This is a genomic window from Magnetospirillum gryphiswaldense MSR-1 v2 (assembly GCF_000513295.1).
Lineage (GTDB): Bacteria > Pseudomonadota > Alphaproteobacteria > Rhodospirillales > Magnetospirillaceae > Magnetospirillum > Magnetospirillum gryphiswaldense.
Map to the genome: position 1 here is coordinate 1,190,509 of NC_023065.1, position 25,620 is coordinate 1,216,128.

The 25,620-nt window shown below is 63.0% G+C and carries 27 protein-coding genes and 1 tRNA gene; 2 read left to right on the forward strand and 26 right to left on the reverse strand.

The features are described from left to right. Positions 1-25: 25 nt before the first annotated feature. The 6 genes from ntrX to MGMSRV2_RS05670 all read right to left on the reverse strand — a co-directional run bounded on the left by ntrX (position 26) and on the right by MGMSRV2_RS05670 (position 8,127). Positions 26-1,429: a nitrogen assimilation response regulator NtrX gene (ntrX, locus tag MGMSRV2_RS05645; RefSeq protein WP_024079391.1), complete on the reverse strand. Its 1,404-nt coding sequence runs from the start codon at positions 1,427-1,429 to the stop codon at positions 26-28. Next, positions 1,419-3,662, reverse strand: a complete 2,244-nt coding sequence (locus tag MGMSRV2_RS05650) for a sensor histidine kinase NtrY-like (RefSeq protein ID WP_024079392.1) — start codon at positions 3,660-3,662, stop codon at positions 1,419-1,421. The genes ntrX and MGMSRV2_RS05650 overlap by 11 nt, the downstream gene beginning before the upstream one ends. 11 nt (positions 3,663-3,673) lie before the next feature. Then, complete coding sequence (gene ntrC / locus MGMSRV2_RS05655) at positions 3,674-5,125, reverse strand: nitrogen regulation protein NR(I) (RefSeq protein ID WP_024079393.1); 1,452 nt, start codon at positions 5,123-5,125, stop codon at positions 3,674-3,676. 4 nt (positions 5,126-5,129) lie between these two features. Then, positions 5,130-6,248 carry a two-component system sensor histidine kinase NtrB gene (locus MGMSRV2_RS05660; protein ID WP_024079394.1) on the reverse strand — a complete coding sequence of 373 codons (1,119 nt, stop codon included), beginning with the start codon at positions 6,246-6,248 and terminating at the stop codon, positions 5,130-5,132. Beyond that, positions 6,245-7,252, reverse strand: coding sequence for a tRNA dihydrouridine synthase DusB (dusB, locus tag MGMSRV2_RS05665; RefSeq protein WP_024079395.1), 1,008 nt, complete (start codon positions 7,250-7,252; stop codon positions 6,245-6,247). Before dusB ends, MGMSRV2_RS05660 begins: the two co-directional genes overlap by 4 nt. A gap of 80 nt (positions 7,253-7,332) precedes the next feature. Further along, entirely contained in the window at positions 7,333-8,127 is a 795-nt protein-coding gene (locus MGMSRV2_RS05670; protein ID WP_024079396.1) for a cytochrome C assembly family protein, read from the reverse strand. A 97-nt stretch (positions 8,128-8,224) separates the two neighbouring features. Between MGMSRV2_RS05670 and MGMSRV2_RS05675 the strand changes: the two genes are divergently transcribed. After that, entirely contained in the window at positions 8,225-9,376 is a 1,152-nt protein-coding gene (locus MGMSRV2_RS05675; RefSeq protein ID WP_024079397.1) for a bifunctional 2-C-methyl-D-erythritol 4-phosphate cytidylyltransferase/2-C-methyl-D-erythritol 2,4-cyclodiphosphate synthase, read from the forward strand. On the opposite strand, the gene cutA is transcribed toward MGMSRV2_RS05675, so the two are convergent. From cutA to MGMSRV2_RS05725, 10 genes are all read right to left on the reverse strand, one after another. After that, a complete protein-coding gene (gene cutA / locus MGMSRV2_RS05680; protein WP_024079398.1) occupies positions 9,373-9,699 on the reverse strand; it encodes a divalent-cation tolerance protein CutA in 327 nt (108 codons plus the stop codon). The genes MGMSRV2_RS05675 and cutA overlap by 4 nt on opposite strands. A 60-nt stretch (positions 9,700-9,759) precedes the next feature. Beyond that, a complete protein-coding gene (locus MGMSRV2_RS05685) occupies positions 9,760-10,857 on the reverse strand; it encodes a hypothetical protein (protein ID WP_024079399.1) in 1,098 nt (365 codons plus the stop codon). A 58-nt stretch (positions 10,858-10,915) separates the two neighbouring features. Next, positions 10,916-10,992 (reverse strand) — tRNA-Pro (locus tag MGMSRV2_RS05690). Between the two features lie 135 nt (positions 10,993-11,127). Beyond that, positions 11,128-11,682, reverse strand: coding sequence for a MerR family transcriptional regulator (locus MGMSRV2_RS05695; RefSeq protein ID WP_024079400.1), 555 nt, complete (start codon positions 11,680-11,682; stop codon positions 11,128-11,130). Then, complete coding sequence (locus MGMSRV2_RS05700; protein ID WP_024079401.1) at positions 11,682-11,996, reverse strand: integration host factor subunit alpha; 315 nt, start codon at positions 11,994-11,996, stop codon at positions 11,682-11,684. Before MGMSRV2_RS05700 ends, MGMSRV2_RS05695 begins: the two co-directional genes overlap by 1 nt. 127 nt (positions 11,997-12,123) lie before the next feature. Next, positions 12,124-13,098: a beta-ketoacyl-ACP synthase III gene (locus MGMSRV2_RS05705; RefSeq protein ID WP_041633462.1), complete on the reverse strand. Its 975-nt coding sequence runs from the start codon at positions 13,096-13,098 to the stop codon at positions 12,124-12,126. A gap of 8 nt (positions 13,099-13,106) precedes the next feature. Continuing rightward, positions 13,107-14,159 (reverse strand): phosphate acyltransferase PlsX, encoded by a 1,053-nt coding sequence (plsX, locus tag MGMSRV2_RS05710; protein ID WP_024079403.1) that lies wholly within the window; start codon positions 14,157-14,159, stop codon positions 13,107-13,109. A 33-nt stretch (positions 14,160-14,192) separates the two neighbouring features. Beyond that, a complete protein-coding gene (gene rpmF / locus MGMSRV2_RS05715; RefSeq protein ID WP_024079404.1) occupies positions 14,193-14,381 on the reverse strand; it encodes a 50S ribosomal protein L32 in 189 nt (62 codons plus the stop codon). 91 nt (positions 14,382-14,472) lie between these two features. After that, positions 14,473-15,006: a DUF177 domain-containing protein gene (locus MGMSRV2_RS05720; protein WP_024079405.1), complete on the reverse strand. Its 534-nt coding sequence runs from the start codon at positions 15,004-15,006 to the stop codon at positions 14,473-14,475. A gap of 5 nt (positions 15,007-15,011) precedes the next feature. After that, positions 15,012-15,551 carry a ubiquinol-cytochrome C chaperone family protein gene (locus tag MGMSRV2_RS05725; protein WP_024079406.1) on the reverse strand — a complete coding sequence of 180 codons (540 nt, stop codon included), beginning with the start codon at positions 15,549-15,551 and terminating at the stop codon, positions 15,012-15,014. A 135-nt stretch (positions 15,552-15,686) separates the two neighbouring features. On the opposite strand from MGMSRV2_RS05725, the gene MGMSRV2_RS05730 reads away from it, so the two are divergent. Continuing rightward, the gene (locus MGMSRV2_RS05730) at positions 15,687-16,157 is read left to right on the forward strand and encodes an outer membrane protein assembly factor BamE (RefSeq protein ID WP_024079407.1); all 471 of its coding nucleotides are present in this window, start codon (positions 15,687-15,689) and stop codon (positions 16,155-16,157) included. Positions 16,158-16,211: 54 nt separating this feature from the next. Here MGMSRV2_RS05730 and MGMSRV2_RS05735 read toward each other — a convergent pair whose 3' ends face one another. The 10 genes from MGMSRV2_RS05735 to glyA all read right to left on the reverse strand — a co-directional run bounded on the left by MGMSRV2_RS05735 (position 16,212) and on the right by glyA (position 25,590). After that, positions 16,212-18,293, reverse strand: a complete 2,082-nt coding sequence (locus MGMSRV2_RS05735) for a sodium-translocating pyrophosphatase (protein ID WP_024079408.1) — start codon at positions 18,291-18,293, stop codon at positions 16,212-16,214. 263 nt (positions 18,294-18,556) lie between these two features. Continuing rightward, on the reverse strand, positions 18,557-19,024 hold the full coding sequence (locus tag MGMSRV2_RS05740; RefSeq protein ID WP_024079409.1) for a hypothetical protein: 468 nt from the start codon (positions 19,022-19,024) through the stop codon (positions 18,557-18,559). Further along, a complete protein-coding gene (gene thiL / locus MGMSRV2_RS05745) occupies positions 19,012-20,055 on the reverse strand; it encodes a thiamine-phosphate kinase (RefSeq protein ID WP_024079410.1) in 1,044 nt (347 codons plus the stop codon). The genes MGMSRV2_RS05740 and thiL overlap by 13 nt, the downstream gene beginning before the upstream one ends. Further along, on the reverse strand, positions 20,033-20,515 hold the full coding sequence (gene nusB / locus MGMSRV2_RS05750) for a transcription antitermination factor NusB (RefSeq protein WP_024079411.1): 483 nt from the start codon (positions 20,513-20,515) through the stop codon (positions 20,033-20,035). Before nusB ends, thiL begins: the two co-directional genes overlap by 23 nt. A 12-nt stretch (positions 20,516-20,527) precedes the next feature. Continuing rightward, positions 20,528-20,962: a 6,7-dimethyl-8-ribityllumazine synthase gene (gene ribH, locus MGMSRV2_RS05755; RefSeq protein WP_024079412.1), complete on the reverse strand. Its 435-nt coding sequence runs from the start codon at positions 20,960-20,962 to the stop codon at positions 20,528-20,530. A 2-nt stretch (positions 20,963-20,964) separates the two neighbouring features. Then, complete coding sequence (ribB, locus tag MGMSRV2_RS05760) at positions 20,965-22,113, reverse strand: 3,4-dihydroxy-2-butanone-4-phosphate synthase (protein ID WP_052588878.1); 1,149 nt, start codon at positions 22,111-22,113, stop codon at positions 20,965-20,967. Beyond that, on the reverse strand, positions 22,085-22,678 hold the full coding sequence (locus MGMSRV2_RS05765) for a riboflavin synthase (RefSeq protein ID WP_024079414.1): 594 nt from the start codon (positions 22,676-22,678) through the stop codon (positions 22,085-22,087). Before MGMSRV2_RS05765 ends, ribB begins: the two co-directional genes overlap by 29 nt. Positions 22,679-22,691: 13 nt before the next feature. Next, positions 22,692-23,765 (reverse strand): bifunctional diaminohydroxyphosphoribosylaminopyrimidine deaminase/5-amino-6-(5-phosphoribosylamino)uracil reductase RibD, encoded by a 1,074-nt coding sequence (gene ribD / locus MGMSRV2_RS05770; RefSeq protein ID WP_041633466.1) that lies wholly within the window; start codon positions 23,763-23,765, stop codon positions 22,692-22,694. Between the two features lie 16 nt (positions 23,766-23,781). Further along, on the reverse strand, positions 23,782-24,249 hold the full coding sequence (nrdR, locus tag MGMSRV2_RS05775) for a transcriptional regulator NrdR (protein ID WP_024079416.1): 468 nt from the start codon (positions 24,247-24,249) through the stop codon (positions 23,782-23,784). A gap of 63 nt (positions 24,250-24,312) precedes the next feature. Next, the gene (gene glyA / locus MGMSRV2_RS05780) at positions 24,313-25,590 is read right to left on the reverse strand and encodes a serine hydroxymethyltransferase (protein ID WP_024079417.1); all 1,278 of its coding nucleotides are present in this window, start codon (positions 25,588-25,590) and stop codon (positions 24,313-24,315) included. Between the last annotated feature and the right edge of the window lie 30 nt (positions 25,591-25,620).

Consider the following 25,620-nt stretch of genomic DNA (forward strand, 5'->3'; position numbering starts at 1 on the left):
ATCCGTCCCCTACTCCATGCCCGGCTCAGGGCTTGGCCTTGTCGTCGGTATTGACACCCAAAAGCTTCAATTTGCGGTGCAGGGCCGAACGCTCCATGCCGACAAACGCCGCCGTGCGCGAAATATTGCCGGCGAAACGATTGACCTGGGCCAGAAGATATTCCCGTTCAAACAATTCTCGCGCGTCACGCAAGGGCAGCGTCATGATCTCGCTGGATTTTTCCCAGCGCAGCACCGCCGGGGTGATGGCGCTGATCTCGCCCGGCAGCATGTCGGCTCGGATCATCTCGCCCGCTTCGCCCGGGGCCATGATCAAAAGCCAGTCCATCACGTTACGCAATTGCCGAACGTTGCCGGGCCAATCATAGGCCTGCAACGCCGCCAAGGTGTCTTCGCCCAAGGGGCGCCCCTGGGTACCGGCGGCTTGCGCCGCCAATTGCATGAAATGCCGGGCCAGGGCCGGAACGTCTTCCCGGCGCTCGCGCAAGGACGGCACCCGAATGGGAACCACGTTCAGGCGATAATACAAATCCTCGCGGAACCGCCCGGCGGCCAACTCGGCCTGAAGGTCGCGGTTGGTGGTGGCGATGACGCGGACATCCACCTCGACCCGAGTGCCGCCACCGACACGTTCAAAGGTCTGGTCCTGGAGGACGCGGACGATCTTGCCCTGGGTTTCCAACGGCATGTCGGCCACTTCGTCCAACAGAAGCGTGCCGCCATGGGCCTGCTCGAAGGTGCCGATCTTGCGCGGCGCGTCGGTGCCGTCACCGTGCTCGGTGCCGAACAGTTCGACTTCCATGCGGTCGGGGTGCATGGCGGCACAGTTGAGTACGACGAAGGGGGCCTCGGCCCGGCGCGAGCGGGCATGGATGATACGGGCCGCCACTTCCTTGCCCGATCCGGCGGGACCGGTGATGAGAACGCGGGAATTGGTGGGCGCCACCTTATCCACCGCCGAGCGGATCTGCTGAATGAAGGGCGAGGCGCCGACCAGATCGCCCACCGCTACCGGATTGCCGATGCGCAGGCGCAGCTCGGCATTTTCGCGGCGCAGCTTGGCGGCCTCGATGGCGCGTTCGACAATGATCAGCAGGCGGTCGGTCTTGAACGGCTTTTCGATGAAATCGTAGGCGCCGATCTTGATGGCCTCCACCGCCGTCTCGATGGTGCCGTGACCGGAAATCATCACCACCGGCACATCCGGGTGGTCGTACTTGACCGCCGCCAGAATGCCTAAACCGTCCAGATCAGAGCCTTGCAACCAGATGTCCTGGATGATCAGGCTGGGACGACGCGCGCGCACGGCTTCCAGCGCGGCATCAGAATTTCCGGCCTCGCGGGTGGAATAACCTTCGTCTTCAAGAATGCCGGCGATCAGCGCGCGGATATCGGCCTCGTCGTCGACGATCAGAATGTCATGAGCCATGTTGAGCCGTCATTTCGGCAGCGGGAACCTGCGAGGAATCGTCACCTTCGCGGAAGACCAGACACACTCGGGCACCACCCGATGGCGCGTCCTCCAGTCGAAGATCACCCTCATGGTCTTCTACGATTTTCTTGACGATGGCAAGCCCTAATCCGGTGCCCTTGGTGCGGGTGGTGACATAGGGTTCGGTCAGACGGTCACGGTTTTCCTTGGGCAGGCCCTTGCCGTTATCGCTGACTTCGATGGTAATGCGCGATTTGTCGGAAAACAGCGCCAACGAGACCTGACCGGGAGGCAAATCGGTTCCATCGCGGCCCTGAATGGCCTCGACCGCGTTTTTCAGCAGATTGGTCAAGGCCTGACCGAACAGGCGAGAATCGCACAGCATGGGCACCGGATGGTCGGGGATGGCGCTGGTGAAGCGGACGCCGGGATTGCCGGTCTTTTGCAGGAACAAGGCCTCACGGCAGATGGCGGCGAGATCGGCCTTTTTCATTTGTGGCGCCGGCATGCGGGCGAATGAGGAAAACTCGTCGACCATGCGCCCGATATCGCCCACCTGGCGGACGATGGTGTCCACCAGGGTCGCATAGGTCTCAGGGTCGCTTTGTATCTCCTTGAGATATTTGCGCTTCAACCGCTCCGCCGACAATTGGATCGGGGTCAGCGGGTTCTTGATTTCGTGGGCGATGCGGCGGGCCACGTCAGCCCAGGCGGCGGTGCGTTGGGCCGACACCAACTCGGAAATATCGTCGAAGGTGACCACATAGCCGATGGTCTCGCCTTCCAGCCGCTCCGCCGCCAGCCGCACCAGCAAGGTCCGCTGGCGGGCCAGCCGCACCAGCTTGATTTCGTGTTGGATCAGCTTTTCCGGACGGCGCACCACTTCATCGAAGGCCGTGCTGAATTCGGGCGCGATCTCGGTCAGATGCTGGCCGATCAACGCTTCAGGCGGGGCCGCCAGCAGGTCGCAGGCCGAACGATTGGGCAGATGGATATTGCCGTCGCGGTCCAGGCCGATCACGCCGGCGGAAACGCCGGCAAGGACCGTTTCGGTGAAACGCGAGCGCTCGTCCAACTCGCGGTTGGCGTCGATCAATTCCTGGCGCTGTTCCGACAATTGCTCGGTCATGCGGTTGAAGGCACGGACCAACGAGCCGATCTCGTCGGCCCCCTTGCCTTCCGCCACCCGCGCCGTCAGATCGCCGGACCGGACCCGTTCGGCGGCATCGATCAGGCGGACGATGGGGGTGGCCAAGCTCATGGCCATGCTCAACCCCACCCACACCGCCGCCAGCAGCAGCAGCAAGGCGATGATGGCGAAGATCATGGAGAAGGCGCGTTCCAGACTCAGGCGCCGCCCCTCCAGGTGTTCATACTCGGCCACCGCCGCCGAGGTTTGTTCCATGTGGCCAATGACCTTGGGATCGACGAAGCGGCCCACATACAAGAAAGTCTCGTCGAAAAAGCCCTGCAACTGGACCAGCGCGCGGACACGGTCGTCGTCCTCGGTGGTCAGCACCGCCACCTCGCCCGATCGCGCTTTTTCCAAGGCCCAGAACGGGATTTGATCCAGGCTGGATTCGATGGAAAAAGCCAGACCGGTACGGGCCAGCACCCGCCCCTGGCCGTCGAAAACCAAAGCCTCGGTCAGACCGCGCAACGCCGCCTGACTGGAAATGAAGCTGGAAAAGCGCTGGGGATTACGGCTGAGCAACAGCCCTTCACGGTTGATATCGTTGGCCATGGCCAGGACATCGCCGCCGATGATCTGCTGGTGTTCTTCCAAGTACGCCCGTGCCACCTGCAACGAGGCCTGAAGCGCGGTACGCACGCGGTCGGAAAACCAGCTTTCGACGCCATAGCGGAAAAACACGGTGGAGCCCACCGAAACGACGATGGCCGGAGTCACCGCCACCAGCGCGAACAGCACGATGAAGCGCAAATGCAGGCGCGACCCCGACGACCCGCGCCGCCGGGCCCGCCACACACCGATGATGCGCACGCCGATGACCACCGCCAGCGCCACCAGCAGCATGACGTCAAGGGCGATCAGCGACAGCACCGTCTTGGGGTCGGGGCCGATGGGACCGGAAACAGTCAAGGCCAGGAAGGTGGCCACCACCGATGGAACCACCGCCAGGGTCAGGCCGAAAGCCAGCTTGCGGGCCAGCCCGACATTGCGCGCCCAGATCATCAGGCGCAGCCCCAGGCGACGGCGGTCAACGGCCATGCGATCCCCCGTTACTTGAAGCCGCCACGCCCGACGGAAACATCCAATTCGCGGATTTTCTTGCGCAAGGTGTTGCGGTTGAGGCCCAGAATCTGCGCCGCCTTGATCTGGTTGCCGCGGGTGACTTCCAAGGCCAGGGCGATCAGCGGACGCTCGACCTCCCTGAGCACCCGGTCATAAACGCCGGGCGGCGGCAGGCTGTCTTCGTGGCTGCCGAAATATTCGCGCAGATGCCGCTCGACCGAGGCCGACAGCCCCTCGCCGTCGCCGGCGCTCATGGCATCGCTGGCCGGCGCACCGCCGGCCAATTCGGCCTCGATCACCTCGATACCGATGACTTCCTGCGAATAAAGCGCGGCCAGACGGCGCACCAGATTTTCCAGCTCACGCACGTTGCCGGGCCAGCGATGACGCTTCAAGCGGTCCATGGCCTGGGAATCGATGCTCTTTTGCGGCAAGCCCTCGCTGCTGCCCTGGGCGAGGAAGTGACGGATCAGTTCGGGAATATCTTCGGTCCGTTCGCGCAACGGCGGCAGACGGATAGGGACCACGTTAAGGCGATAGAACAGATCCTCGCGGAACAGGCCTTGGCGGATCAACTGGGTCAGGTCGCGGTGGGTGGCGGCGACGATGCGCACATTGGCGCGGATGGGGGTCCGCCCGCCCACCGTGGTGTATTCGCCTTCCTGCAACACACGCAGTAACCGGGTCTGGGCCTCGGGCGGCATGTCGCCGATTTCGTCCAGGAAAAGCGTGCCGCCCTCGGCCTGCTCGAACCGACCGGTGGCCCGCTGGGTGGCGCCGGTGAAGGCGCCCTTTTCATGCCCGAACAATTCACTTTCGATCAGTTCGCGCGGGATGGCCGCCATGTTGATGGCGACGAACGGACCATTGCGGCGCTTGCCGTAATCATGCAGGGCGCGCGCCACCAGTTCCTTGCCGGTACCCGATTCGCCGGTGATCATCACCGTCAGGTCGGTGCCCATCAACCGCGCCAAGGTGCGGTAGATTTCCTGCATGGCCGGCGAGCGGCCGATCAACGGCAGCTTTTCCTCGTCATCGTCGCCGGGCTGACCTTCCGCCGGGGCCGAGCGCGGCGCCGTCAATGCGCGATTGACAACAGCCACCAGCTCCTTCAGGTCGAAGGGCTTGGGCAGATACTCGAAGGCCCCGCGCTGGGTGGCCTTGACGGCGGTCAGCAGGGTGTTTTGCGCGCTCATGACGATGATGCGCATGTCGGGACGGATTTTCTTGATGCGCGGCAACAGATCGAGACCGCTTTCATCGGGCATGACCACGTCGGTGATGACCAGATCGCCCTCGCCTTCCGACACCCAGCGCCACAGGGTCGAGGCATTGCCGGTGGTGCGCACCTCATAGCCGGCACGGCCCAAGGCTTGGGCCAAAACGGTGCGGATGCCGCGATCATCGTCGGCAACCAGAATGGTGGAATTGGTGGTCATCGTATCAGCCCTCGTCCCCTTCCTGAACCATGGGCAACATCACCTTGAACACGGTGCGGCGAGGCGTGCTGTCGAATTCGACAATGCCCCCCAGATCCCCCACGATTTTGGCAACCAAAGCCAACCCCAATCCGGTACCCGAAGGTTTGGTGGTGACGAAGGCATCGAACAGATGCGGACGCAGGTCATCGGGGATACCGATTCCATTATCCTGAATACTGACCAGCAGCGGCAGGTGGCGGCGCACTTCGCTGCCCGGAACGGCCAAACGCACACCATGCTGGTAGGCAGTGGAAATGATGATTTCGCCGCCCTCGGACGGCACCGCCTCGGCGGCGTTCTTGACCAGATTGAGGAACAGTTGGATCAACTGGTCGCGGTCGCCGGCCACCGGCGGCAAGGACGGATCGTAATTCTCGACAATGCGCACAGTGCGGGCAAAGCCGTTTTCGGCGATGCGGCGCACATGCTCCAGCACCTGATGGATGTTGACGGCGCCGCGTTCGACCATGGGCTTGTCCGAAAACACTTCCATGCGGTCGACCAGGGCAACGATGCGATCGGCCTCGTCGATGATCAGGCGGGTCAGCACCCGGTCGTCCTCGCTTGCTGCGCTTTCCAGCAACTGGGCGGCGCCGCGGATGCCCGACAGCGGGTTCTTGACCTCGTGCGCCAGCATGGCGGCCATGGCCGATACCGAGCGTGCCGCGTTGCGGCTGGACAACGACCCGCCGATCTTGAGGGCGATGGATTGTTCGTGCAGCGATAGGGCCACCAGACCGGGGCATTCGTTCACCGGTGCCGCCTGGACGGTGACGGTACGGTGGCCGGTGCGCGGGGTATCCAGGGAAATGCCGTGTTCCGACACCACCTGAGCATCGTTACGGGCCTGGTCGATCAGCGACAGAATGGGCGAATCGGGCGGCAGCAGATCGGTGATCGGCTTGCCCAGCAGATACGAGGCGCCGGATTGGAACAATTGCTCGGCCGAGGCGTTGGCATACTGAATCTTGTTCGCCGTATCGATCACCAGGATCGACGAGGCCAGCGCCCCCAGCACCACGGACGGATCGATGGAAGCAGCCTGAGGGCGGCGCAGCATGGCGGATACCTTCCCGATCATGCGGCCACCTTGTCCAGCAGCGGCAGATAAAAATCATGAATGGCCGCCCGCACGGCCTGGGCGTCGGACATCTTGTTGACGTGTGAACGGAACTCCGCCGAGCCGTGCAGCCCCTTGGAATACCAAGCGATATGCTTGCGGGCCATGCGCACGCCGGTGTCCAGGCCGTAATGGCTGAGCATGTCGTCGAAATGCTCCAGCAAGATGGCCAATTGCTGGTCCAGTGCCGGATCGGTCGGGCGTTCGCCGGTGGCCAGATAATGGGCCACCTGACCGGGAAACCACGGACGGCCATAGGAGCCGCGCCCGATCATCACGCCGTCGGCGCCCGATTCCGCCAAGGCGCGGATGGCGTCGTCGATGGTTTCGATGTCGCCGTTGACGATCACCGGGATATCGACCGCGTCCTTGACCTGACGGACGAACTTCCAATCGGCGGTGCCGGTATAGAATTGCTGGCGGGTGCGGCCATGAATGGTGACCATCTTGATCCCCGATTCCTGGGCGATCCTGGCCAGACGCGGCGCGTTCAGCCGGTTGTGATCCCAGCCCATGCGGCATTTCAGCGTCACCGGCACATCCACCGCCCGGACGGTGGCTTCCATCAGCTGGCCGGCCAGAATTTCGTCCTTCATCAGGGCCGAACCGGCCTCGCCCTTGACCGCCACCTTCTTCACCGGGCAGCCCATGTTGATGTCGATGATGGCGGCGCCGCGATCGGCGTTCATGCGCGCCGCCTCGGCCATCACCTCGGGTTCGCAGCCGGCAAGCTGCACCGACATGGGGTGTTCCTCGGCGCAATTGCTGGCCATTTTCATGGTCTGGCGATTGGCGCGGATCATGGCTTGGCTGGCGATCATTTCGGAAACCACCAGGCCTGCGCCCATGCGCTTGACCAGACGGCGGCACGGCATGTCGGTGACCCCCGACATGGGCGCCAGGATCACCGGGTTGGGCAGGGTCACCGAGCCGATGGTGACCGATTTGCGAAAGGTATCGTGCATAACTGCGTATTTATTATGCAGACGCTGCGTAACGCAACGGCAAAAGCCGCTTGCCTACGGGAAATATGCCTAAAAGTGCCTCAATAAACTACTTGCGTGACAAATTTAACGCCAGGATATGCCAACGTAAGCAGCAGATACGCCACCAGCACCACCCGTGCCGCCAGTCGTCCGCGCACACCGCAAACCCGATGCCCGGTCAGCAACGCGCCGATCAGAACGAAAGCGATGATGGACAACAGGGTTTTGTGGTCGAAATGCAGAAGATGGCCGGTTTCCAGGAACTGGGTGGCCATACCCGAGGCCAGACCGCAGCCCAGCACCACCTCGGACAGCACCAACAGCCGCCCGGCCAGGGTCTCGCTTTGCAAAACCGCCGGCAACATGCGGGTCAGACGGGTCGGACGCTTGTGCTTGAGCGCGCGTTCCTGCAGGAACACCGCCAGCGACGCCACCGCCGCCAAGGTCAAAAGCGCATAGGTCAGCACCGCCGTCACAATATGCAGGTCCAACCAGACATCCGGCGCCGCCCCGCTCAGCGGTCGGGCCTCGCCCTTGACCGCCGAGGCGAGGAAACCCAAGGCCAGCAGATAGGGCATCAGCAGCGGCGCCAGCCGCCAGCCGGTCTCGGTGCGGGCGGCGACCAGGGCGAACAGCAAGGCGCTGGCGGCGATGGACACCCACAGGCTGGTGCCCAGACCGGTTTGCCACGCCCCCCATAACAGATGCACCGACCATGCCGCCGGGCCGCTGATGGCCAACAGCAATGCCGCCCAGAACGGCCCATCGCGGCCCGCCCCCTGCCGCAACGGGATGGCGGCGGCGGGAATCAGGCTGCACAGGGCGAGGGCATTGAGAAGATTGGTCGTCGGCATGGCGGCGACTATAGCATCCTTTAGCGCCAGGAAAAGGCCGTGCTTGGCAGCCGCCGACGAGATGATTAGGCTGCCGCCGGCAAGAACGGAGTGGATCATGGCAAAGACAGTGGCATTGGTGGTCGCCGCCGGGCGCGGGCGTCGTTTCGGCGGTGATATTCCCAAGCAATATCATGATCTTGCCGGGCGCCCGGTGTTGCGCCACTCCCTCGCTCGGCTGGCCGCCGACCCGTCCATCGCGGCCACTCGGGTGGTCATCCACCCCGACGACCAGGAACTTTATCAGGCGGCGGCCAAGGGATTGGCCCTGCTCGAGCCGGTTTTCGGCGGTGAAAGCCGTCAGGATTCGGTTCGTCTGGGGCTGGAAAGCCTGGCGGCCCTGGCCCCCGATCAGGTGCTGATCCATGATGGTGCCCGTCCCTTCGTCGATTGCGGCACCATAGCGCGGGTGATTGCCGCCCTGGCCGACCATGACGGCGCCCTGCCGGCCATCGCCGTGGCCGACACCCTGAAGCGCGGCAGCGACGGCTTGGTGCAAACCACCATCGACCGTACCGGGCTGTGGCGGGCGCAAACTCCGCAGGGGTTCCGCTTCGGCCCGATCCTGGCGGCCCATCATCAGGCCGTGGGTCAGGAACTGACCGATGATGCCGCCGTGGCCGAACATGCCGGGCTTGGCGTCGCCCTGGTGGCCGGCAGCGAGGACAATTTCAAGATCACCAGCACCGAGGATCTGAGCCGTGCCCAGGGGCGCTTCAGCGGCCAAGGCTATACGGTTTGCGGCAACGGCTATGACGTCCATCGTTTCGCGCCGGGAACCAAGGTGTGGCTGTGCGGCGTGCCGATTGCCCATGATCAGGGACTGGAGGGCCATTCCGACGCCGACGTCGCCCTGCACGCCTTGACCGATGCGGTATTGGGAACCATCGGTGCCGGCGATATCGGCGCCCATTTCCCGCCTTCGGACCCACAATGGCGCGGCGCCTCTTCCGACCGCTTCCTCGCCCATGCTGCCGGTCTGGTCGACGGCCTGGGTGCCCGCATCGTCCATGTGGACGTCACCTTGATCTGCGAACGGCCCAAAATCGGACCCCATCGACCGGCCATGCGCGCCCGCATCGGCGAAATCCTGGGGCTGCCCATGGATCGGGTCAGCGTCAAGGCCACCACCACCGAAGGTCTGGGCTTTACCGGACGAGGCGAAGGCATCGCCGCCCAAGCCACCGCCTCGGTCTGGCTGCCGGGTTAACGCGGCGCCGTTTCCGCTGCGATCCAGGCGAGAAAGTCCGGATTGCCACCGCCAATGGGAAGGGCGACGATGCACGGACATTCATAGGGATGAAGCTGACGGATACGCGCCGTCAGTGCCGGAATGTGCGCGGCCGTGGTCTTGAAAATCATCGCCACCTCACCATCCCGGTTCAGCTTGCCGTCCCACCAATAGACCGAGGTAATCGCGCCCAGGATATTGGCGCAGGCGGCCAGCCTTTCCCCGACCACGGCTTCGGCCAGGGCGACCGCCACATCGTGACCGGGTGCGGTAACATAGACCATCTGGGCTTGTTCACTCATGCTCGCTCTCCCCTTCCCACCTGGATAGTCGATGCAGCGCCGTGATGAATTCGGCCCATATCAACTACATATGTCGATAGCGCAGTGTCGCTCCAGTTCGGCGACAATGATTTCCGCCGCTTCCGCCACCCCATCCGGAGTGGCAACCTGTTGCTTCGGCAGTGAAAACAACTTTTGCAGTAAGCCGGCAAGATCGCCCATCAAGGCATCGTGCTGCGTGGCCAAGGCTTGCGTATGCCGGGCCAGCCAATCATCCAGATGCGGCGATTCCGGCCAATCGGGGCGGCTGGTATACAAAACCGGGGTTCCGACCATGGCCGCCTCGGTGAAAGTGCCATAGCCGGGCTTGGTCACCACCACGTCGACGGACGCGATCAGATCGCTGAAATGCAGGCCCGAGCGCCGCCAATGCACCATATCGGGTCTGGCAACGTCATCGGCGACCACCAACCACGACCAGCCCGGCACCGCAGGCCAATGGGTCAAATCCAGATCATGGCCAATACCGCCAAAGGCGATCAATCCAACCCGGTCCGCACCGGCCAGCCCCAGATTACGCCGCATCTCCGCCCGTCGATCCTGGCCGATACGGGCGATGGGACCGATCTGAACCTGATTGGTCAGGCTCATCGCCTGTCCGGGCGTACAGCGCAGAAAAGCTTGGGCACCGTGATAGGCGGAAAGCAGCTTTTCCAGCACTCGGGGCGCTTCCGGGCGATGACCAAGGTAATGGGCATACATGTCGGCCCAGTTCAGCGACGACAGGGCCAGAGCGGGAACCCCCAAGCGGGCCGCCGCCGCCAGGGGGATGAAGGCGACATTGGACAAGACCAGATGCGGACGATCCAGCGCCATCCGCGCCGCATTGTCGGCAACCTCGACATCGAAGCGATTGAACAGGTCCAGATAGCCCTGTGCACTGGCCTCCAGGTCGATGCCGGTGGCGGAAACCATGTGAAAGCCGAAATCAGCGATCTGGTCGACGTGACTGAAATGACGGTAGCGACTGCGCAGAAAGTCCGGGTCGACCTGGGTCTGGATCGTCAGCCGCAAGGACGGAATACGCCGTTGGATTTCGGCGATGACCGGTGCGGTCATGGCGGTGTGGCCATAGCCATGGGGCGACAGGGCCAGCCAGAGATGAGGGGTCGCGGACATGGTTCATCGTCACCCAAATGATAAAGCCCTGAAACCTTGCGATTTCAGGGCTTTATAATGGTCGGAGCGGCGGGATTCGAACCCACGACCCCCAGTCCCCCAGACTGATGCGCTACCGGGCTGCGCTACGCTCCGACCGATTCGAGGAGCACGGCAGTGACGCCGATTATCCAAGAATAGCTGCCAAACCAAGGGCTTGGCGGGGGTTCCACCGACGTTACCGCCGGAAGAGGGGCGCACTATACTCACGCCCCCGATGGGATGCAACCCTCAACGTTGCTTTGGACGCAGCAAAGATCGCATTTGTTCGAGCTCGTCCAGCAACAGGGCCAATTCCTGGCGGATTTCCGGGCGCAAACCGGCTTCGGCCGCCGGTTTCGCCGCCATCTCCGCTTCCAAAGCCATGACCTGATGATCATCTTCTTCACCATCATCCATGATGGTGAAGTCGTCTTCCTCGATATCATCGGCCTGCGGCGGCAAATCAAGCTGCAATTCCGGCTCGTCGCCGGCCGGGGCCGCAGACGCCGCCGGGGCATCCTTGTGGCCACCCTCGCGCAACAGCTTTTGCACGCCCTTGATGGTATAGCCTTCACTGTACAGCAGATCGCGGATACGGCGCAGCAGCGCCACGTCCTCGGGGCGGTAATAACGGCGCCCGCCACCCCGCTTCAGCGGCTTGACCTGGGGGAACTTGCTTTCCCAAAAACGCAGGACGTGCTGCGGCACGTCCAGGTCATCGGCAACTTCGCTGATGGTGCGGAAGGCGGATTCGGACTTACCGTTGCTGCGGCGCCCGGAGGATACGTCGCCGTCGCCGGTCATTACTTACCAGCCTTGGAAACCGGACCGTCGTTGATCTTCTTCTTGAGAAGCTGGGACGGGCGGAACACCAGAACCCGCCGGGGCAGGATCGGCACTTCTTCACCGGTCTTGGGATTGCGGCCGATGCGCTGCCCCTTGGAGCGCACGGCGAAGCTGCCGAAAGACGAAATCTTCACGGCTTCACCCTGGGCCAAGGCCTCGGCCACCTCTTCCAGCACGGCCTCGAGCAGATCCGAGGATTCGTTGCGGGAAAGCCCCACCTCCTGGTAGACGGCTTCACTGAGTTGGGCGCGAGTGATGGTGTTGTCCGACATGCCGAAAAGCCCCTTTCACGGGGGATCGTGGATTGGTCACCGACCCTATCCTGTCCCGGGAAAAGCGTCAATATCAAAGGGATGCAAGAAGACCCTTGCCTATGTGCGCAGGTCTGACTTATGGAGGTTACAGGCGAACCAGGGCAGAACCCCAGGTAAAGCCGCCGCCCATGGCTTCCATCACCACCAGATCGCCCTTGTTCAGACGGCCATCGCTGACGGCGCTATGGAAAGCCAGGGGAATGGAAGCCGCCGAGGTATTGGCATGCTGATCCACCGTCACCACCATGCGATCCATGGACAGCCCCAGCTTCTTGGCGGTGCTTTCCAGAATCCGGCGGTTGGCCTGATGCGGCACCACCCAATCGATGTCGGCGGCACTCAGATCATTGGCGCGCAAGGCCTCGCCCACCACCTGAGCCAGGTTGGTGACCGCGTGGCGGAACACTTCCTTGCCTTCCATGCGCAGATGCCCGACGGTCTGGGTCGAGGACGGACCGCCATCCACATGCAGCAAGCCATAGTGCCGACCATCGGAATGCAGATGGGTGGACAAGATGCCGCGATCCTGGTTGCCGCCCTTCTCCCACGAGCCGCGCAACACCATGGCGCCGGCACCGTCGCCGAACAGGACGCAGGTGCCGCGATCTTCCCAGTCAAGAATGCGCGAGAACGTTTCGGCACCGATCACCAGGGCGGTCCGGGCCTGCTCGGCCTTGATGAAATTGTCCGCCGTGGCCATGGCGAAGATGAAACCGGAACACACCGCCTGCATGTCGAAGGCGGCGCCGCCGGTCATGCCCAGGCGACTTTGCACCTTGGTGGCGGTGGCGGGAAAGGTATTGTCCGGGGTGGCGGTGGCGACGATCAGCAAATCGACGTCGCTGCCCTTCAGGCCGGCGGAAGCCAGGGCGCGCTCGGCGGCGATGGTGGCCAGATCGGAGGTGGTTTCGCCATCGGCGGCGATATGGCGCTGGCGGATGCCGGTACGCTCGACGATCCAGTCATCCGAGGTATCGACCTTGGAGGCCAGTTCCGCATTGGTAACAATACGGGACGGCAGATAACTGCCGCTGCCGACGATCTGAGAACGCAGAATCATGGAAATGGTCACCCGTTGCCGGCAGCGCGTTGCGTAGGCGGATCCTGCGGATTCAACCGGTCGAATTCCTTGCGGATCCGCTCGTTATAGCCATGGGCCACCAGATCGACGGCGACAGCGATGGCATTGGCGAAGCCGAAGGCATCGGTGCCGCCGTGGCTCTTGACGGCGATGCCGTTCAACCCCAGGAACATGGCGCCATTGTAGCGACGCGGATCGGTCCGCATCTTGACCTTGTTCAAGGCATGCTTGGCGAAGATATAGCCGATCTTGGCCAGGATCGAGCTTTGGAACGCTTGACGCAGGAACGACGAATAGAACTTCACCGTGCCTTCGGCGGTCTTGAGCGCGATATTGCCGGTGAACCCATCGGTCACCACCACGTCGACGGTGCCGGCACCGATATCGTTGCCTTCGACGAAACCATGGAAGCGGATGGGCAAGGGCGAATCGCGCAGGGCAGCGGCGGCGGCCTTGACCGCGTCGTTGCCCTTCATGTCCTCGGAGCCGACATTGAGCAGGCCGACCGACGGCTGCTCGAGGCCCAAGACGGCGCGGGCGAACACTTCGCCCATCACCGCGAACTCGACCAGATTGTTGGCATTGCAATCGACGTTGGCGCCCAGATCCAGCATCACCGTTTCCCCCTTTTCGGTGGGAAACAGGCCGGCGATGGCCGGGCGGTCAATACCGGGCAGCATGCGCAGCACGAACTTGGACACCGCCATCAAGGCGCCGGTATTGCCAGCGGAAACCACGCCGGCGGCTTCGCCCTTGGCGACGGCATCGACCGCCAGCCACATGGACGAACGCCGACCGGTACGCAGAACCTGGCTGGGCTTGGCGTCGTTGCTGACCGCCTCGTCGGTGTGACGAACGGTGCAGACCCCCTTGATCTCGGGCGCCTTCTCCAGCAACGGCTCGATCCGCTGGGCATCGCCGAACAGCAGATAGCGCACGTGCGGAAGACGGACGTGCGCAAGCCGCACCCCTTCGACCACCATCTCGGGAGCATGATCGCCACCCATGGCGTCGATGGATATGGTGACGGGTGCGCTCACGTCCGTGCGCTCCGTAAGAGATCAGCGGGAGATTTAGGCGTTGGCTTCGGCCTGGGCGACGACTTCGCGGCCGTCATAGTGCCCGCACGAGCCGCACACATGATGGGGCAGCTTCACTTCGCCGCAATTGGGGCATTCGACCACCGAAGCCGACGGCAGCGCGTGGTGGGCACGGCGCATGTTGCGGCGGGACTTGGAGGTCTTTTTCTTCGGGACAGCCATTTTCTCGTACTCTCTGCTCAGAAGCCCTGACGGGGAAAGGGAGGTTTATTAGCCAAAAAGTGTCCAAGGAGCAAGGGTTTGCTGACCCCTGCTACTTCTTTTTTTCCCGCAAGCCGGCAAGAGCCGCGAACGGACTGACCTTAACTTCGACCACTTCGGGCTCGGCGACCACCTCCGGCAAGGCGGCGCCGGCCTTGCGGGGAAAGGGATCCAAGGCCAAAGCGAGATGCTCGGCGACCACTTCGCCCACGTCAATGGCGCCATCCACCAGGGGTTCCGGCGGATCGTCGTCATCCATGGACAAATCCAGCTCCATAGTATCGGACTCTTCGCTGCCGCCAAAGGTCATCGTAAAAGTTTCATCAACCTCTTGTTCCAGCGGCTCCAACGTCACCACGCAGGTTTGCGTCACCTTGGCCCGCAAACGACCGTCGAGGCGGAACAAGGTGCCGTTGTCCATGGCCTGCAAGCGCACCGACGCCACCAGCGAGTGCACGGCGACGATGCCGAAACGTTCGGCCAAGCCAGCGCATTCGCCGGGCTTGGCCTCGACCTCCATATCGATGCCACGGGTAGGAATGACGTCGACCAGGACGGGGCGGGAAAACTCGGGGGTATGGTCCATCCCGCTTACTCCGCCAACGGAATAAAGGTGATCTGGCCGGTCAGCAAGGTCGCGTCGGCGATGGTGTCCAAATGCGCCATCTGGGCCAGCACATAGGCGGCCATGCGATCCTCGGTCTCGGCGGGCACCATGACGCCCTGATACAGGTTGCGGCCCAGGGCCTGCTGCAATGCCCTGCCCCCCTGCCCCAGCGCCTTGTCATAGGCGGCGGTGCGGCCATAGAAGGCCTCGGCCATGCGCTGCACCCGCTTGCCGATGCCGGTATCGGTCACCCCCATCTCCCGCAGGTTCTGATCCATGTCGTTGAACATGAAATCAAAGGTTTCCTGGGACAGTTCGCGCAAGCCGCCGTCGTCACCCTTACCCAGACGCCGAAACAGCATGTAGGCGTGCAGGATGATCATATCATAACGCCCCTCCAGGGTGTCGGCCACCCCCAGGTCGCGATAGAAGGCCGGCTGGCGCGATTGCTCGACCAGGGCGACATAGAGGGCATTGGCGGCATCGTCGAAACGCCGGCGTTTGAAAAATCGGCTGAAGGGCATCTGCGGTCCTGATTGTGGGTCTGGTCGCCCGCGGCGAGCGGCGGGGTCGTTGACAACCCGTCACCACGGGGTGCAATCTTCGCCATCTTTGGACACGGAGCCCGTCTCCGTCAATGCCCAGACGTGATTGCGACCATGAAGAAGATATTCCGCACCGCTTTGCTGGCCGCCGTCATCGGCGGGATCGCCGCTTGCACGCCCACCATCGACAATCGCGGCAATCTGCCGCATCCCGAGGATCTGGCCAAGATCACCGCCGGTAAAACCAGCCGCGAGGAGGTTCAGGCCTTGCTGGGCACGCCATCGTCGGTCATGCCCTATGGCGACGAAAGCTGGCAATATATCTCGGCGGTCTTCGAGACCACCGCTTTTTTCAAGCCGGAACTGAAGGACCGCAAGGTGGTGTCGGTCAATTTCGATATGGCCGGCATCGTCAAGACCGTGACCTACAAGGAATTGCAGGACGGCAAGGAAATCGTCCTGGTCGACCGCGAAACCCCGACCGCCGGCAAGGAACTGGGAATCCTCGAGCAGTTGATGGGCAATATCGGTCGCTTCTCCAAACCGGAAAGCGGCGGCAGCCTGGGTGGCATGGGCCGCAACTGATAAAAAAAGCCCCGGTCAGTGATGACCGGGGCTTTGATTTTAAAGGCTTGCCTGCTAGCCGGAGACCATGGCCAGCAACAAGATGGCGACGATGTTGATGATCTTGATCATCGGGTTGACGGCGGGGCCGGCGGTATCCTTGTAGGGATCGCCGACGGTGTCGCCGGTCACCGCCGCCTTGTGGGCGTCGGAGCCTTTGCCGCCGAAATTACCGTCTTCGATGTACTTCTTGGCATTATCCCAGGCACCACCGCCCGAGGTCATGGAAATGGCCACGAACAGGCCGGTGACGATGGTGCCCAACAGCATGGCGCCCAGGGCGGTGAAGGCGGCGACCTGACCGGCGGCCATGGTGATCACCGCGAACAGCACGATGGGCGACAGCACCGGCAGCATGGACGGAATGATCATTTCCTTGATCGCCGCCTTGGTCAGCATGTCGACGGCACGCCCGTAATCGGGTTTGCCGGTGCCTTCCATGATGCCGGGGATTTCCTTGAACTGACGCCGAACCTCGACCACCACCGAAGCGGCGGCGCGCCCCACCGCCATCATGCCCATGGCACCGAACATGTAAGGCAGCAGGCCACCAATGAACAGGCCGACCACCACATAGGGGTCTTCCAGGCTGAAGGTGACCTTGATATCGGGGAAATAATGCTTGAGATCCTCGGTATAGGCCGCGAACAGCACCAGGGCGGCCAGGGCGGCGGAACCGATGGCATAGCCCTTGGTCACCGCCTTGGTGGTATTGCCGACGGCGTCGAGCGCGTCGGTGATCTTGCGCACATCCTTGGGCAGTTCCGCCATTTCGGCGATACCGCCGGCATTGTCGGTCACCGGGCCATAGGCGTCGAGGGCGACGATCATACCGGCCAGGGCCAGCATGGTGGTGGCGGCGACGGAAATGCCGAACAGGCCCGCCACCGAGTAGGTGGCCAGGATGGCGACGCAGATGACCAGAACCGGCAGTGCCGTGGATTCCATGGACACCGCCAGACCCTGGATGACATTGGTGCCGTGGCCGGTGGTCGAGGCCTGGGCGACGCTGCGCACCGGACGATAATCGGTGCCGGTGTAGTATTCGGTGATCCACACCAGCAGGCCGGTAACCACCAGGCCGAACATGGCGCAGACGAACAGGTTGAGACCGGTGACCGGACGACCGCTCATGTCGTAGACGGCATTGAAGCCGCCGAAGGCGATCATGATGGTGCCGGCGATCAGAACGACGGACAACAAACCGGTGACGATCAGGCCCTTGTACAAGGCCTTCATGATGTTGCCGGAATCGTCGAGCTTGACGAAGAAGGTGCCCACCACCGACGACAGGATGCACACCGCGCTGATCACCAGCGGGAAAGACATCATCGCCGCCTTGTCGGCAGCCCCCAGGAAGAAAATAGAGCCCAGCAGCATGGTGCCGACGATGGTCACCGCATAGGTTTCGAACAAATCGGCGGCCATGCCGGCGCAATCGCCCACATTGTCGCCCACGTTGTCGGCGATCACCGCCGGATTGCGCGGGTCATCCTCGGGGATGCCGGCCTCGACCTTACCCACCAGATCGGCGCCCACGTCGGCGCCCTTGGTGAAGATGCCACCGCCCAGACGGGCGAAGATGGAAATCAGCGACGCACCGAACGACAACGCCACCAAAGCTTCCAGAACGTCGCGCGGCGGCGTGCCGGTAGCCTTGAGGATGGCGTAATAGCCGGCCAGTCCGATCAGCCCCAGGCCGACCACCAGCATGCCGGTGATGGCGCCAGAGCGGAAGGCGACGTCGAGGGCCTGCTGCATGCCGCCGCTGCGGGCGGCTTCGGTGGTGCGGACGTTGGCGCGCACCGAAACATTCATGCCGATATAGCCGGCGGCGCCCGACAAAATGGCGCCGATCAGAAAGCCAAAGGCCTGAAAGCCCCCCAAACGGGCGAACAGAATGACGAAAATGACCGCGCCGACGATGGCGATGGTCGTGTATTGACGGTTCAGATAGGCACGCGCACCTTCCTGGATGGCCCCGGCGATTTGCTGCATGCGCTCGGTCCCGGTGGATGTCGCCATCACCGATTTGAACGCCCATGCACCATAAAGCAGGGCCGCGAGGCCGCATGCCAGTACGAAAATATCTGTCATGTTGGTTCGATCCCCTTAGCCTGCGTTAACGACTTCGACGCCCTTGAACGCTTGCGGCAGTTGCTAAAGGCCGAAAGGAGGACGACGCAAGGTCATTAAACGCTGCCAGATAAACTGGTGGTTGGCAACGGGGTGTAGCGGTTTGTCATCGGATTTTAGAAATAGACTGTCCAATCCATGGGGATTTTGGGATGCTTCCAACAACAACCCTCAAAATCCCGCTAAAACATCCACCCGATTTCAAGCAATATTGCGATGCAGCACTACTTGATCGAGGATTGGTCGATTAGAACAGCCTTAACAAAGCCGGCACCTATGGTTTTTTCCGTCAGCTTCAGCAGACGCTGACTGACCGTCGGCGGATCAAGCCGGCGCCCATTGCGCAAATGAATGGGCAGATACTCCATCATATCCTGCAAATAGGCGCTCTGTAACCGTGGGATATTCTGGGCGACGATTTCACGCTTCTCGAAGGGAACCTCGAGCCGCAGGATCATCTCGACTTGCTTACGCACCTCGTGTTCTTCGATCACCGGCACGGACAGCAGGCCATATTCCACATAGGATGGCGGCGCGACGGTGGGCTTGACCTCGGCTCCTGGGACGGAGGGGGCATTGCCGATCAGGACGTTGAATTTCTCCAACGGATCGATACCCCAGAAATACAGGCCGCCGACCAGGCCACCCATGACCAGCAGAAAAGCAATGACGATGAAAATCAACCTGACCACTGCTCTTCCCCCGCATCGGTGAAATGCCGCCAGCCCTCATGGGCCACGGCGACGGCATTCCCGTCCCGGTCCACCACCCGAACCCCCTGCCCCGCGCCCATGGTGCCGATAACGGTCAAGGCGATTCCGGTATGGGCGGCAAGGCGCTGTATTGCGCCGGCCTCGGATTGCGGCGCGGTAAAAAGCACTTCGTAATCATCGCCTCCGCCCAGGATCGTGGCAAGACAGGAATTGTCGGCGGCCAGGGCGGTCTGCGCCGGCGGGGATAAAGGCAGCAAATCAACCCGGATTTCCGCCGCCAGCCCCGATTGCCGGGCCATGTGTCCCACATCCTGGATCAGACCATCGGACACATCCATGCCGGCATGGGCCAGACCGATCAGCCCGGGGCCGATGGTGACGCGGGGCTCGGGCAGCAGATACCGGGCGATCAGGTGATCGCGGCAAGACGTGGACAGGTGCGGCAAGCCGCCCTGACGGGCAACCAGCCCCAGGGCGGAATCGCCCAGGCTGCCGCTTAGCCATATCTGGTCACCAGCAACGGCGCCAGAGCGCAGCAAGGCGCGGCCCTGCGGCACCTGACCGAAGGCGGTCAGCGTCAGGGTCAGCGGACCGGGGGTGGCGACGGTATCGCCGCCGATCAGGGCAATGGCGAAGGCACGGCAATCCTCGGCCAGCCCTTGGGCGAAGCGGCGCAGCCAGACGCCGTCGGTGGCGTGGGGAAAAGCGGCGCTCAGCATGATGGCAAAAGGCTGAGCCCCCTTTGCCGCCAGATCCGACAGATTAACGCGAATCAGCTTGCGGGCGATCAGGTCCGGTGGGTCGTCGGCGAAGAAATGAACGCCGGCGACCATGGAATCCATGGTCAAAACCAATTGCCGCCCCGATGGAACATCCATCAGGGCGGCATCATCGGTCAAACTGAGGGCACCGGGATAGGATGCCGATAACGGGGCAAACAGTTCGGCGATCAGAGCGAATTCGTCGGGAGCGCCGGGCACCGGGGGATTACGACGCCGCAGCGCCGCCACCTTCGAATTCCGCCGGGCGCAGCGCCCGGGCCATGCGGTCCATGACGGCATTGACCAAGCCCGGTTCGGGGCCGGAATAGAAAGCGTGGGTCACGTCCACATATTCGGTGATGGCGACGCGGGCCGGAGTTTGCGGGCGGGCCTTCAACTCGTAGGCACCGGCCCGCAGGATGGCGCGCAGCACCGATTCCAGGCGGTCGACGGTCCAGTCGCGGGCCAGACCACGGGCGATATGGGCATCCAGATCACCGCCGTCGAACGAGGCGCCGCGCACCAGCAGCGCCACCAGATCCATGTCGGGTTCGGCCAATTTGCCGCGCGGTTCGGAGTCCAGGCGCTGACGGAATTCCACCAGCGCCTGCTCGGCGGTGACGCCGGTGATTTCCATGGAATACAGCGCCTGCACCGCCGCCAGACGGGCGGCGGAACGGCGGGTGGCGCCGGGATTGGGTTTGCGCAATTCGGTTCTTCTCTAGCTCAGTTGCAATTCGCGTTTGATTTCCAGCATGCGCAACGCCGCTCGGGCGGCTTGGCCGCCCATGTTCTTGCGGGCGGGATCGGCACGCTTCAAGGCTTGGGCCTCGTTATGAACGGTCAGCACGCCGTTGCCCAGGGCCAAATGATGGCGCAGCGACAATTCGGTGCAGCCGCGCATGCATTCGGTGCAAACATGATCGTAATGATCGCTCTCGCCCTTGATGGCGGTGCCCAGCACCACATAGCCGTCATAGGGCTTGCCCGAGGCGACCATGAATTCCAAGGCCGCCGGAATTTCCAGCACGCCTGGAATGGTCACCACCTGATGGGTGGCGCCGGCCTCGTTCAGGGCCTGCACCGCCCCGGCCAGCAGCATGTCGGCCAGATGGTCGTAGAAACGGGCCTCGATGACCAGGATATGGGCGTTCATGGCTATTTCACCTCGATGGGGCGCTGCTCCACCACCTTGAGGCCGAAGCCTTCGAGGCCGATGATGGTCTTTTGCGTGTTGGACAGCAGGATCATTTCCTCGACCCCCAAATCCAGCAGGATCTGGGCGCCGACACCATAATCGCGCAATTCCGCCGGGGCCGGCTTGGAATCGAGCTGGGCGCGGATGCTGTCGGACAGGCTGGTCGGACGCGGCTCGCGCACCAGAACCACCACGCCACGGCCATGAGCGGCGATGGTTTCCATGGCGGAATGAAGCTGTCCGGCCTTGCCCGAGCCCTGGTCGCCCAACACGTCATCCAGGATGTTGACGGCGTGGACGCGCACCATCACCGGGCCTTCGCCGGAAATCTCGCCCTTCACCAGGGCGATATGTTCGGCGTAAGCCACCTGGTTGACATAGACGACCATGCGCCAGTCGCCGCCCCAGGTGGAATGGAAGGCGGATTCCACCTCGCGGCGGACGATCTTGTCGTGGCGACGGCGATAGGCGATCAGGTCGGCGATGGTGGCGATCTTGAGGCCATGAAACTGGGCGAACTTCACCAGATCGGGCATGCGCGCCATGGTGCCGTCGTCGTTCATGATCTCGCAGATCACGCCGGACGGGTTGAGCCCGGCCAGACGGGAAATATCCACCGCCGCTTCGGTGTGCCCGGCGCGCACCAGGGTGCCGCCGTCACGGGCCATCAGCGGGAAGACGTGGCCGGGGGTGACGATGTCGCCCACATCCTTTTCCGGGTCGATGGCCACCTGCACGGTGCGCGCCCGGTCGGCGGCGGATATGCCGGTGGTCACCCCTTCCTTGGCCTCGATGGAGACGGTGAAGGCGGTCTGCATGCGGGTGCCGTTATCGGCGCTCATGGGCTTCAAGCCCAAAATCTCGCAACGGGCCCGGGTCATGGACAGGCAGATCAGGCCGCGACCGAACTTGGCCATGAAATTGATGGCGTCGGGGGTGGCCATCTGGGCGGGGATGACCAGATCACCCTCGTTTTCGCGGTCCTCGTCGTCGACCAGAATGAACATGCGGCCCTGACGGGCCTCTTCGATGATCTCTTCGATCGGCGACAGGTAAGAATGATATTCCGAGACCACGGGCCTATTCCTTGTCGAGAAGCCGGGCGACATACCGGGCCAGCATGTCGATTTCCATGTTAACGCGGTCGCCTTGGCGCAAACGGCCAAAGGTGGTCACCGCCTGGGTATGCGGTATCACATTGATACCGAAACGCCGTCCGTCAACCTCATTGACCGTCAACGACACGCCATCCAGCGCCACGCTGCCCTTGGGGGCGACGAATTTGGCAAGGTTTTCAGGGGCTTCGAAGACGAAGCGCTTGGATTCATTTTCATCGGTAATCGACATTACGGTGGCGACGCCGTCCACATGACCGGAAACGATATGCCCGCCCAACTCGTCGCCCACCTTCATGGCGCGTTCCAGGTTGATGCGTCCGCCCTCGACCCAATCGCCCAAGGTGGTCTTGGAAATGCTTTCCGCCGACACCTCGACCGCGTACCAATCGGCGCCCTTGTCGACGATGGTCAGACAGACGCCGTTATGGGCGATGGAGGCGCCGATATCGATACCGTTGAGATCATAAGCCGTGTTGATCTCGAAACGGGTCTCCTTGCCAGCGTTGCGGACAACACGACGAATTGCGCCCAAATCGGTGACGATGCCGGTGAACATCGGCCGCTACTCCTTAGATTTTTCGGTAATTTTCGACAAGATCGGCACCGATGCGGCGGACATCGACACATTCAAACCCAGGCATCTGCGACAGGTGATCGACGCCGAACGACACCGCCGCCGGCAGGCCATCGCCGCCCATGACGCGGGCCGCGCGGAACCACACCAGACGGTCGACCAGCCCCTGGCGCAGCAAGGTGGCGGTCAGATGGGCGCCACCTTCCACCAAAACGCGGGTGATGCCGCTTTCGGCCAGAACCTGCATGGCTCGGTTCAGATCGAGACCTTGGTCGTTGGCGGGCAGTTCGACCACATCGACACCGGATTCCTCGTACGCCTCGCGGCGGTCCTGTTCGGCCCCTTCCTGGGTCAGCACCCAGGTGGCCACATCGTTGGCGGTGCTGACCAGCTTGCTGGTCAAGGGCAGCCGCAGACGGCCATCGACGACGATGCGCACGGGCGAACGCTCGGACAGGCCGGGCAAGCGGCAGGTCAGTTCCGGGTCATCGGCCAGCACGGTGCCGCTGCCGACCATGATGGCGTCGGTTTCGGCCCGCAGCAGATGGCCGGCCTGACGGGCGGCGGCACCGGTGATCCAGCGACTTTCACCGCCATGGGTGGCGATGCGGCCATCCAAGGTGGTGGCCAGCTTGACAGTGACCAGCGGGCGCCCCCGGGTGACTTTCGATAAAAACCCAGCGTTCAGTTCCGCCGCTTCCTCGGCCATCACCCCGGTGACCACACTCAGCCCAGCGGCTTGCAAAAGAGCGATGCCGCGACCGGCGACGCGGGGATCGGGGTCTTGGATGGCCACCACGACCCGGCGGATACCGGCGGCGACCAGAGCTTCGGCGCAAGGCGGGGTTTTGCCGTGATGGGAACACGGTTCCAGCGTCACATAGGCGGTGCCGCCGCGCGCCAGAGCCCCAGCCATGGCCAGGGCCTCGGTTTCCGCATGCGGGCGCCCGCCCGGCTGGGTCCAGCCGCGACCGACGACACGGCCCTCGGCGACGATGACGCAGCCGACGGCGGGATTTGGCCAGACGTTGCCCAGTCCGCGCTTGGCCAGGGCCAGCGCGGCACGCATATGGGCGCGGTCGCCGTCAGAGATCGTCGTCGTCGCCACCCACCATCTTTCCCAGGAAATCCTCGAAGTCCTTGGCTTCGCGGAAGTTGCGGTAGACCGAGGCGTAACGGACATAGGCGACCTTGTCCAGGTCCATCAGGACGTCCATCACCAACTCGCCGATATATTTGGACGGCACTTCGTTTTCGCCCATGCTTTCCAGGCGGCGATGAATGCCGTTGGCGATGCGCTCGACCTGCTCTTCCTCGACCGGACGTTTGCGAAGGGCAATGCGCAGCGACTTCAGCAATTTGTCGCGATCGAAGGGCGAGCGCGAGCCGTCCTTTTTAATGACCACCAGATCACGGATCTGTACACGCTCGAAAGTGGTGAAACGCGACCCGCATTCCGGGCAGGACCGGCGGCGACGGATGGCCGAATTATCCTCGGTCGGCCGCGAATCCTTCACCTGGGTATCGTCGTGGCCACAAAATGGACAGCGCATACGTCACTCCCCCCACATGGAAGACCGGAGCCTTGGCGGGTCCAAGGCTCCGGCATTTTTTGGTTATTGGTAGATCGGGAACCGGCGGCACAGCTCGGTCACTTCGGCCCGGGCCTTTTGTTCCGCCGCCGAATTGTCTTCCGGATTGGCGGCCAGGCCGTCGAGAACGTCGCCGATCAGTTCGCCCACCTTGGTGAATTCGGCAACGCCGAAGCCGCGGGTGGTCGCCGCCGGGGTGCCCAGGCGCACGCCCGAGGTGATGGTCGGCTTTTCCGGGTCAAACGGGATGCCGTTCTTGTTGCAGGTCATGCCGGCATGTTCCAGGCTGGCTTCCGCCGCCTTGCCGGTCAGCTTCTTCGGCCGCAGATCGACCAGCATCAGGTGCGAATCGGTGCCGCCGGAAACGATGGCCAGACCACGGCGCACCAGGGTATCGGCCAAGGCGCGGGCATTGGCGACCACCTGATGGGCGTAATCCTTGAAATCGGGGCGCAGCGCCTCGCCGAAGGCCACCGCCTTGCCGGCGATGACATGCATCAGCGGACCGCCCTGGATACCCGGGAAAATGGCCGAGTTGATCTTCTTGGCGATGGCTTCGTCATTGGTCAGGATCATGCCGCCCCGGGGACCGCGCAGGGTCTTGTGGGTGGTGGTGGTGACCACATGGGCATGGGGGAACGGGCTGGGATAGGACCCGCCGGCGACCAGACCGGCGAAGTGGGCCATATCGACCATGAACAGGGCCCCCACCTCGTCGGCGATCTTGCGGAAGCGGGCGAAGTCCAATTCACGCGGATAGGCCGAGCCGCCGGCGATGATCAGCTTGGGCTTGTGTTCCTTGGCCAGGGCTTCCACTTCGTCGAAATCGACGCGGGCATCTTGCAGGCGCACACCGTACTGGATGGCCTTGAACCACTTGCCCGACTGGTTGGGGGCAGCGCCATGGGTCAGGTGACCACCGGCGGCCAGGCTCATGCCCATGATGGTGTCGCCGGGCTGCAACAGCGCCATGAACACGCCCTGATTGGCCTGCGAACCCGAGCTGGGCTGGACGTTGGCGAAAGAGCAGCCGAACAGCTGACAGGCGCGGTCGATGGCCAGCTTTTCGACGATATCGACGAACTCGCAACCACCGTAATAACGCTTACCCGGATAACCTTCGGCATATTTGTTGGTCAGCACCGAGCCTTGGGCTTCCAGAACCGCCCGCGACACGATGTTTTCCGACGCGATCAGCTCGATCTGGTCTTGCTGGCGCGACAATTCCTTGGAAATGGCGGCGAACACGTCGGCATCGCTGTCGGCCAAGGAGGTGCGGAAGAAAGCGTCTGTTTTGGTCATCGTCGGACTTTCGTTAGAGCGAGGTCAGCT

Bases quoted from the DNA above. Each gene is read 5' to 3' on its own strand.
- ntrX (WP_024079391.1), bottom strand. From the start codon at position 1,429: ATGGCTCATGACATTCTGATCGTCGACGACGAGGCCGATATCCGCGCG.
- MGMSRV2_RS05650 (WP_024079392.1), bottom strand. From the start codon at position 3,662: ATGGCCGTTGACCGCCGTCGCCTGGGGCTGCGCCTGATGATCTGGGCG.
- ntrC (WP_024079393.1), bottom strand. From the start codon at position 5,125: ATGACCACCAATTCCACCATTCTGGTTGCCGACGATGATCGCGGCATC.
- MGMSRV2_RS05660 (WP_024079394.1), bottom strand. From the start codon at position 6,248: ATGATCGGGAAGGTATCCGCCATGCTGCGCCGCCCTCAGGCTGCTTCC.
- dusB (WP_024079395.1), bottom strand. From the start codon at position 7,252: ATGCACGATACCTTTCGCAAATCGGTCACCATCGGCTCGGTGACCCTG.
- MGMSRV2_RS05670 (WP_024079396.1), bottom strand. From the start codon at position 8,127: ATGCCGACGACCAATCTTCTCAATGCCCTCGCCCTGTGCAGCCTGATT.
- MGMSRV2_RS05675 (WP_024079397.1), top strand. From the start codon at position 8,225: ATGGCAAAGACAGTGGCATTGGTGGTCGCCGCCGGGCGCGGGCGTCGT.
- cutA (WP_024079398.1), bottom strand. From the start codon at position 9,699: ATGAGTGAACAAGCCCAGATGGTCTATGTTACCGCACCCGGTCACGAT.
- MGMSRV2_RS05685 (WP_024079399.1), bottom strand. From the start codon at position 10,857: ATGTCCGCGACCCCTCATCTCTGGCTGGCCCTGTCGCCCCATGGCTAT.
- MGMSRV2_RS05695 (WP_024079400.1), bottom strand. From the start codon at position 11,682: ATGACCGGCGACGGCGACGTATCCTCCGGGCGCCGCAGCAACGGTAAG.
- MGMSRV2_RS05700 (WP_024079401.1), bottom strand. From the start codon at position 11,996: ATGTCGGACAACACCATCACTCGCGCCCAACTCAGTGAAGCCGTCTAC.
- MGMSRV2_RS05705 (WP_041633462.1), bottom strand. From the start codon at position 13,098: ATGATTCTGCGTTCTCAGATCGTCGGCAGCGGCAGTTATCTGCCGTCC.
- rpmF (WP_024079404.1), bottom strand. From the start codon at position 14,381: ATGGCTGTCCCGAAGAAAAAGACCTCCAAGTCCCGCCGCAACATGCGC.
- MGMSRV2_RS05720 (WP_024079405.1), bottom strand. From the start codon at position 15,006: ATGGACCATACCCCCGAGTTTTCCCGCCCCGTCCTGGTCGACGTCATT.
- MGMSRV2_RS05725 (WP_024079406.1), bottom strand. From the start codon at position 15,551: ATGCCCTTCAGCCGATTTTTCAAACGCCGGCGTTTCGACGATGCCGCC.
- MGMSRV2_RS05730 (WP_024079407.1), top strand. From the start codon at position 15,687: ATGAAGAAGATATTCCGCACCGCTTTGCTGGCCGCCGTCATCGGCGGG.
- MGMSRV2_RS05735 (WP_024079408.1), bottom strand. From the start codon at position 18,293: ATGACAGATATTTTCGTACTGGCATGCGGCCTCGCGGCCCTGCTTTAT.
- ribH (WP_024079412.1), bottom strand. From the start codon at position 20,962: ATGAACGCCCATATCCTGGTCATCGAGGCCCGTTTCTACGACCATCTG.
- ribB (WP_052588878.1), bottom strand. From the start codon at position 22,113: ATGTCGCCCGGCTTCTCGACAAGGAATAGGCCCGTGGTCTCGGAATAT.
- MGMSRV2_RS05765 (WP_024079414.1), bottom strand. From the start codon at position 22,678: ATGTTCACCGGCATCGTCACCGATTTGGGCGCAATTCGTCGTGTTGTC.
- ribD (WP_041633466.1), bottom strand. From the start codon at position 23,765: ATGCGTGCCGCGCTGGCCCTGGCCAAGCGCGGACTGGGCAACGTCTGG.
- nrdR (WP_024079416.1), bottom strand. From the start codon at position 24,249: ATGCGCTGTCCATTTTGTGGCCACGACGATACCCAGGTGAAGGATTCG.
- glyA (WP_024079417.1), bottom strand. From the start codon at position 25,590: ATGACCAAAACAGACGCTTTCTTCCGCACCTCCTTGGCCGACAGCGAT.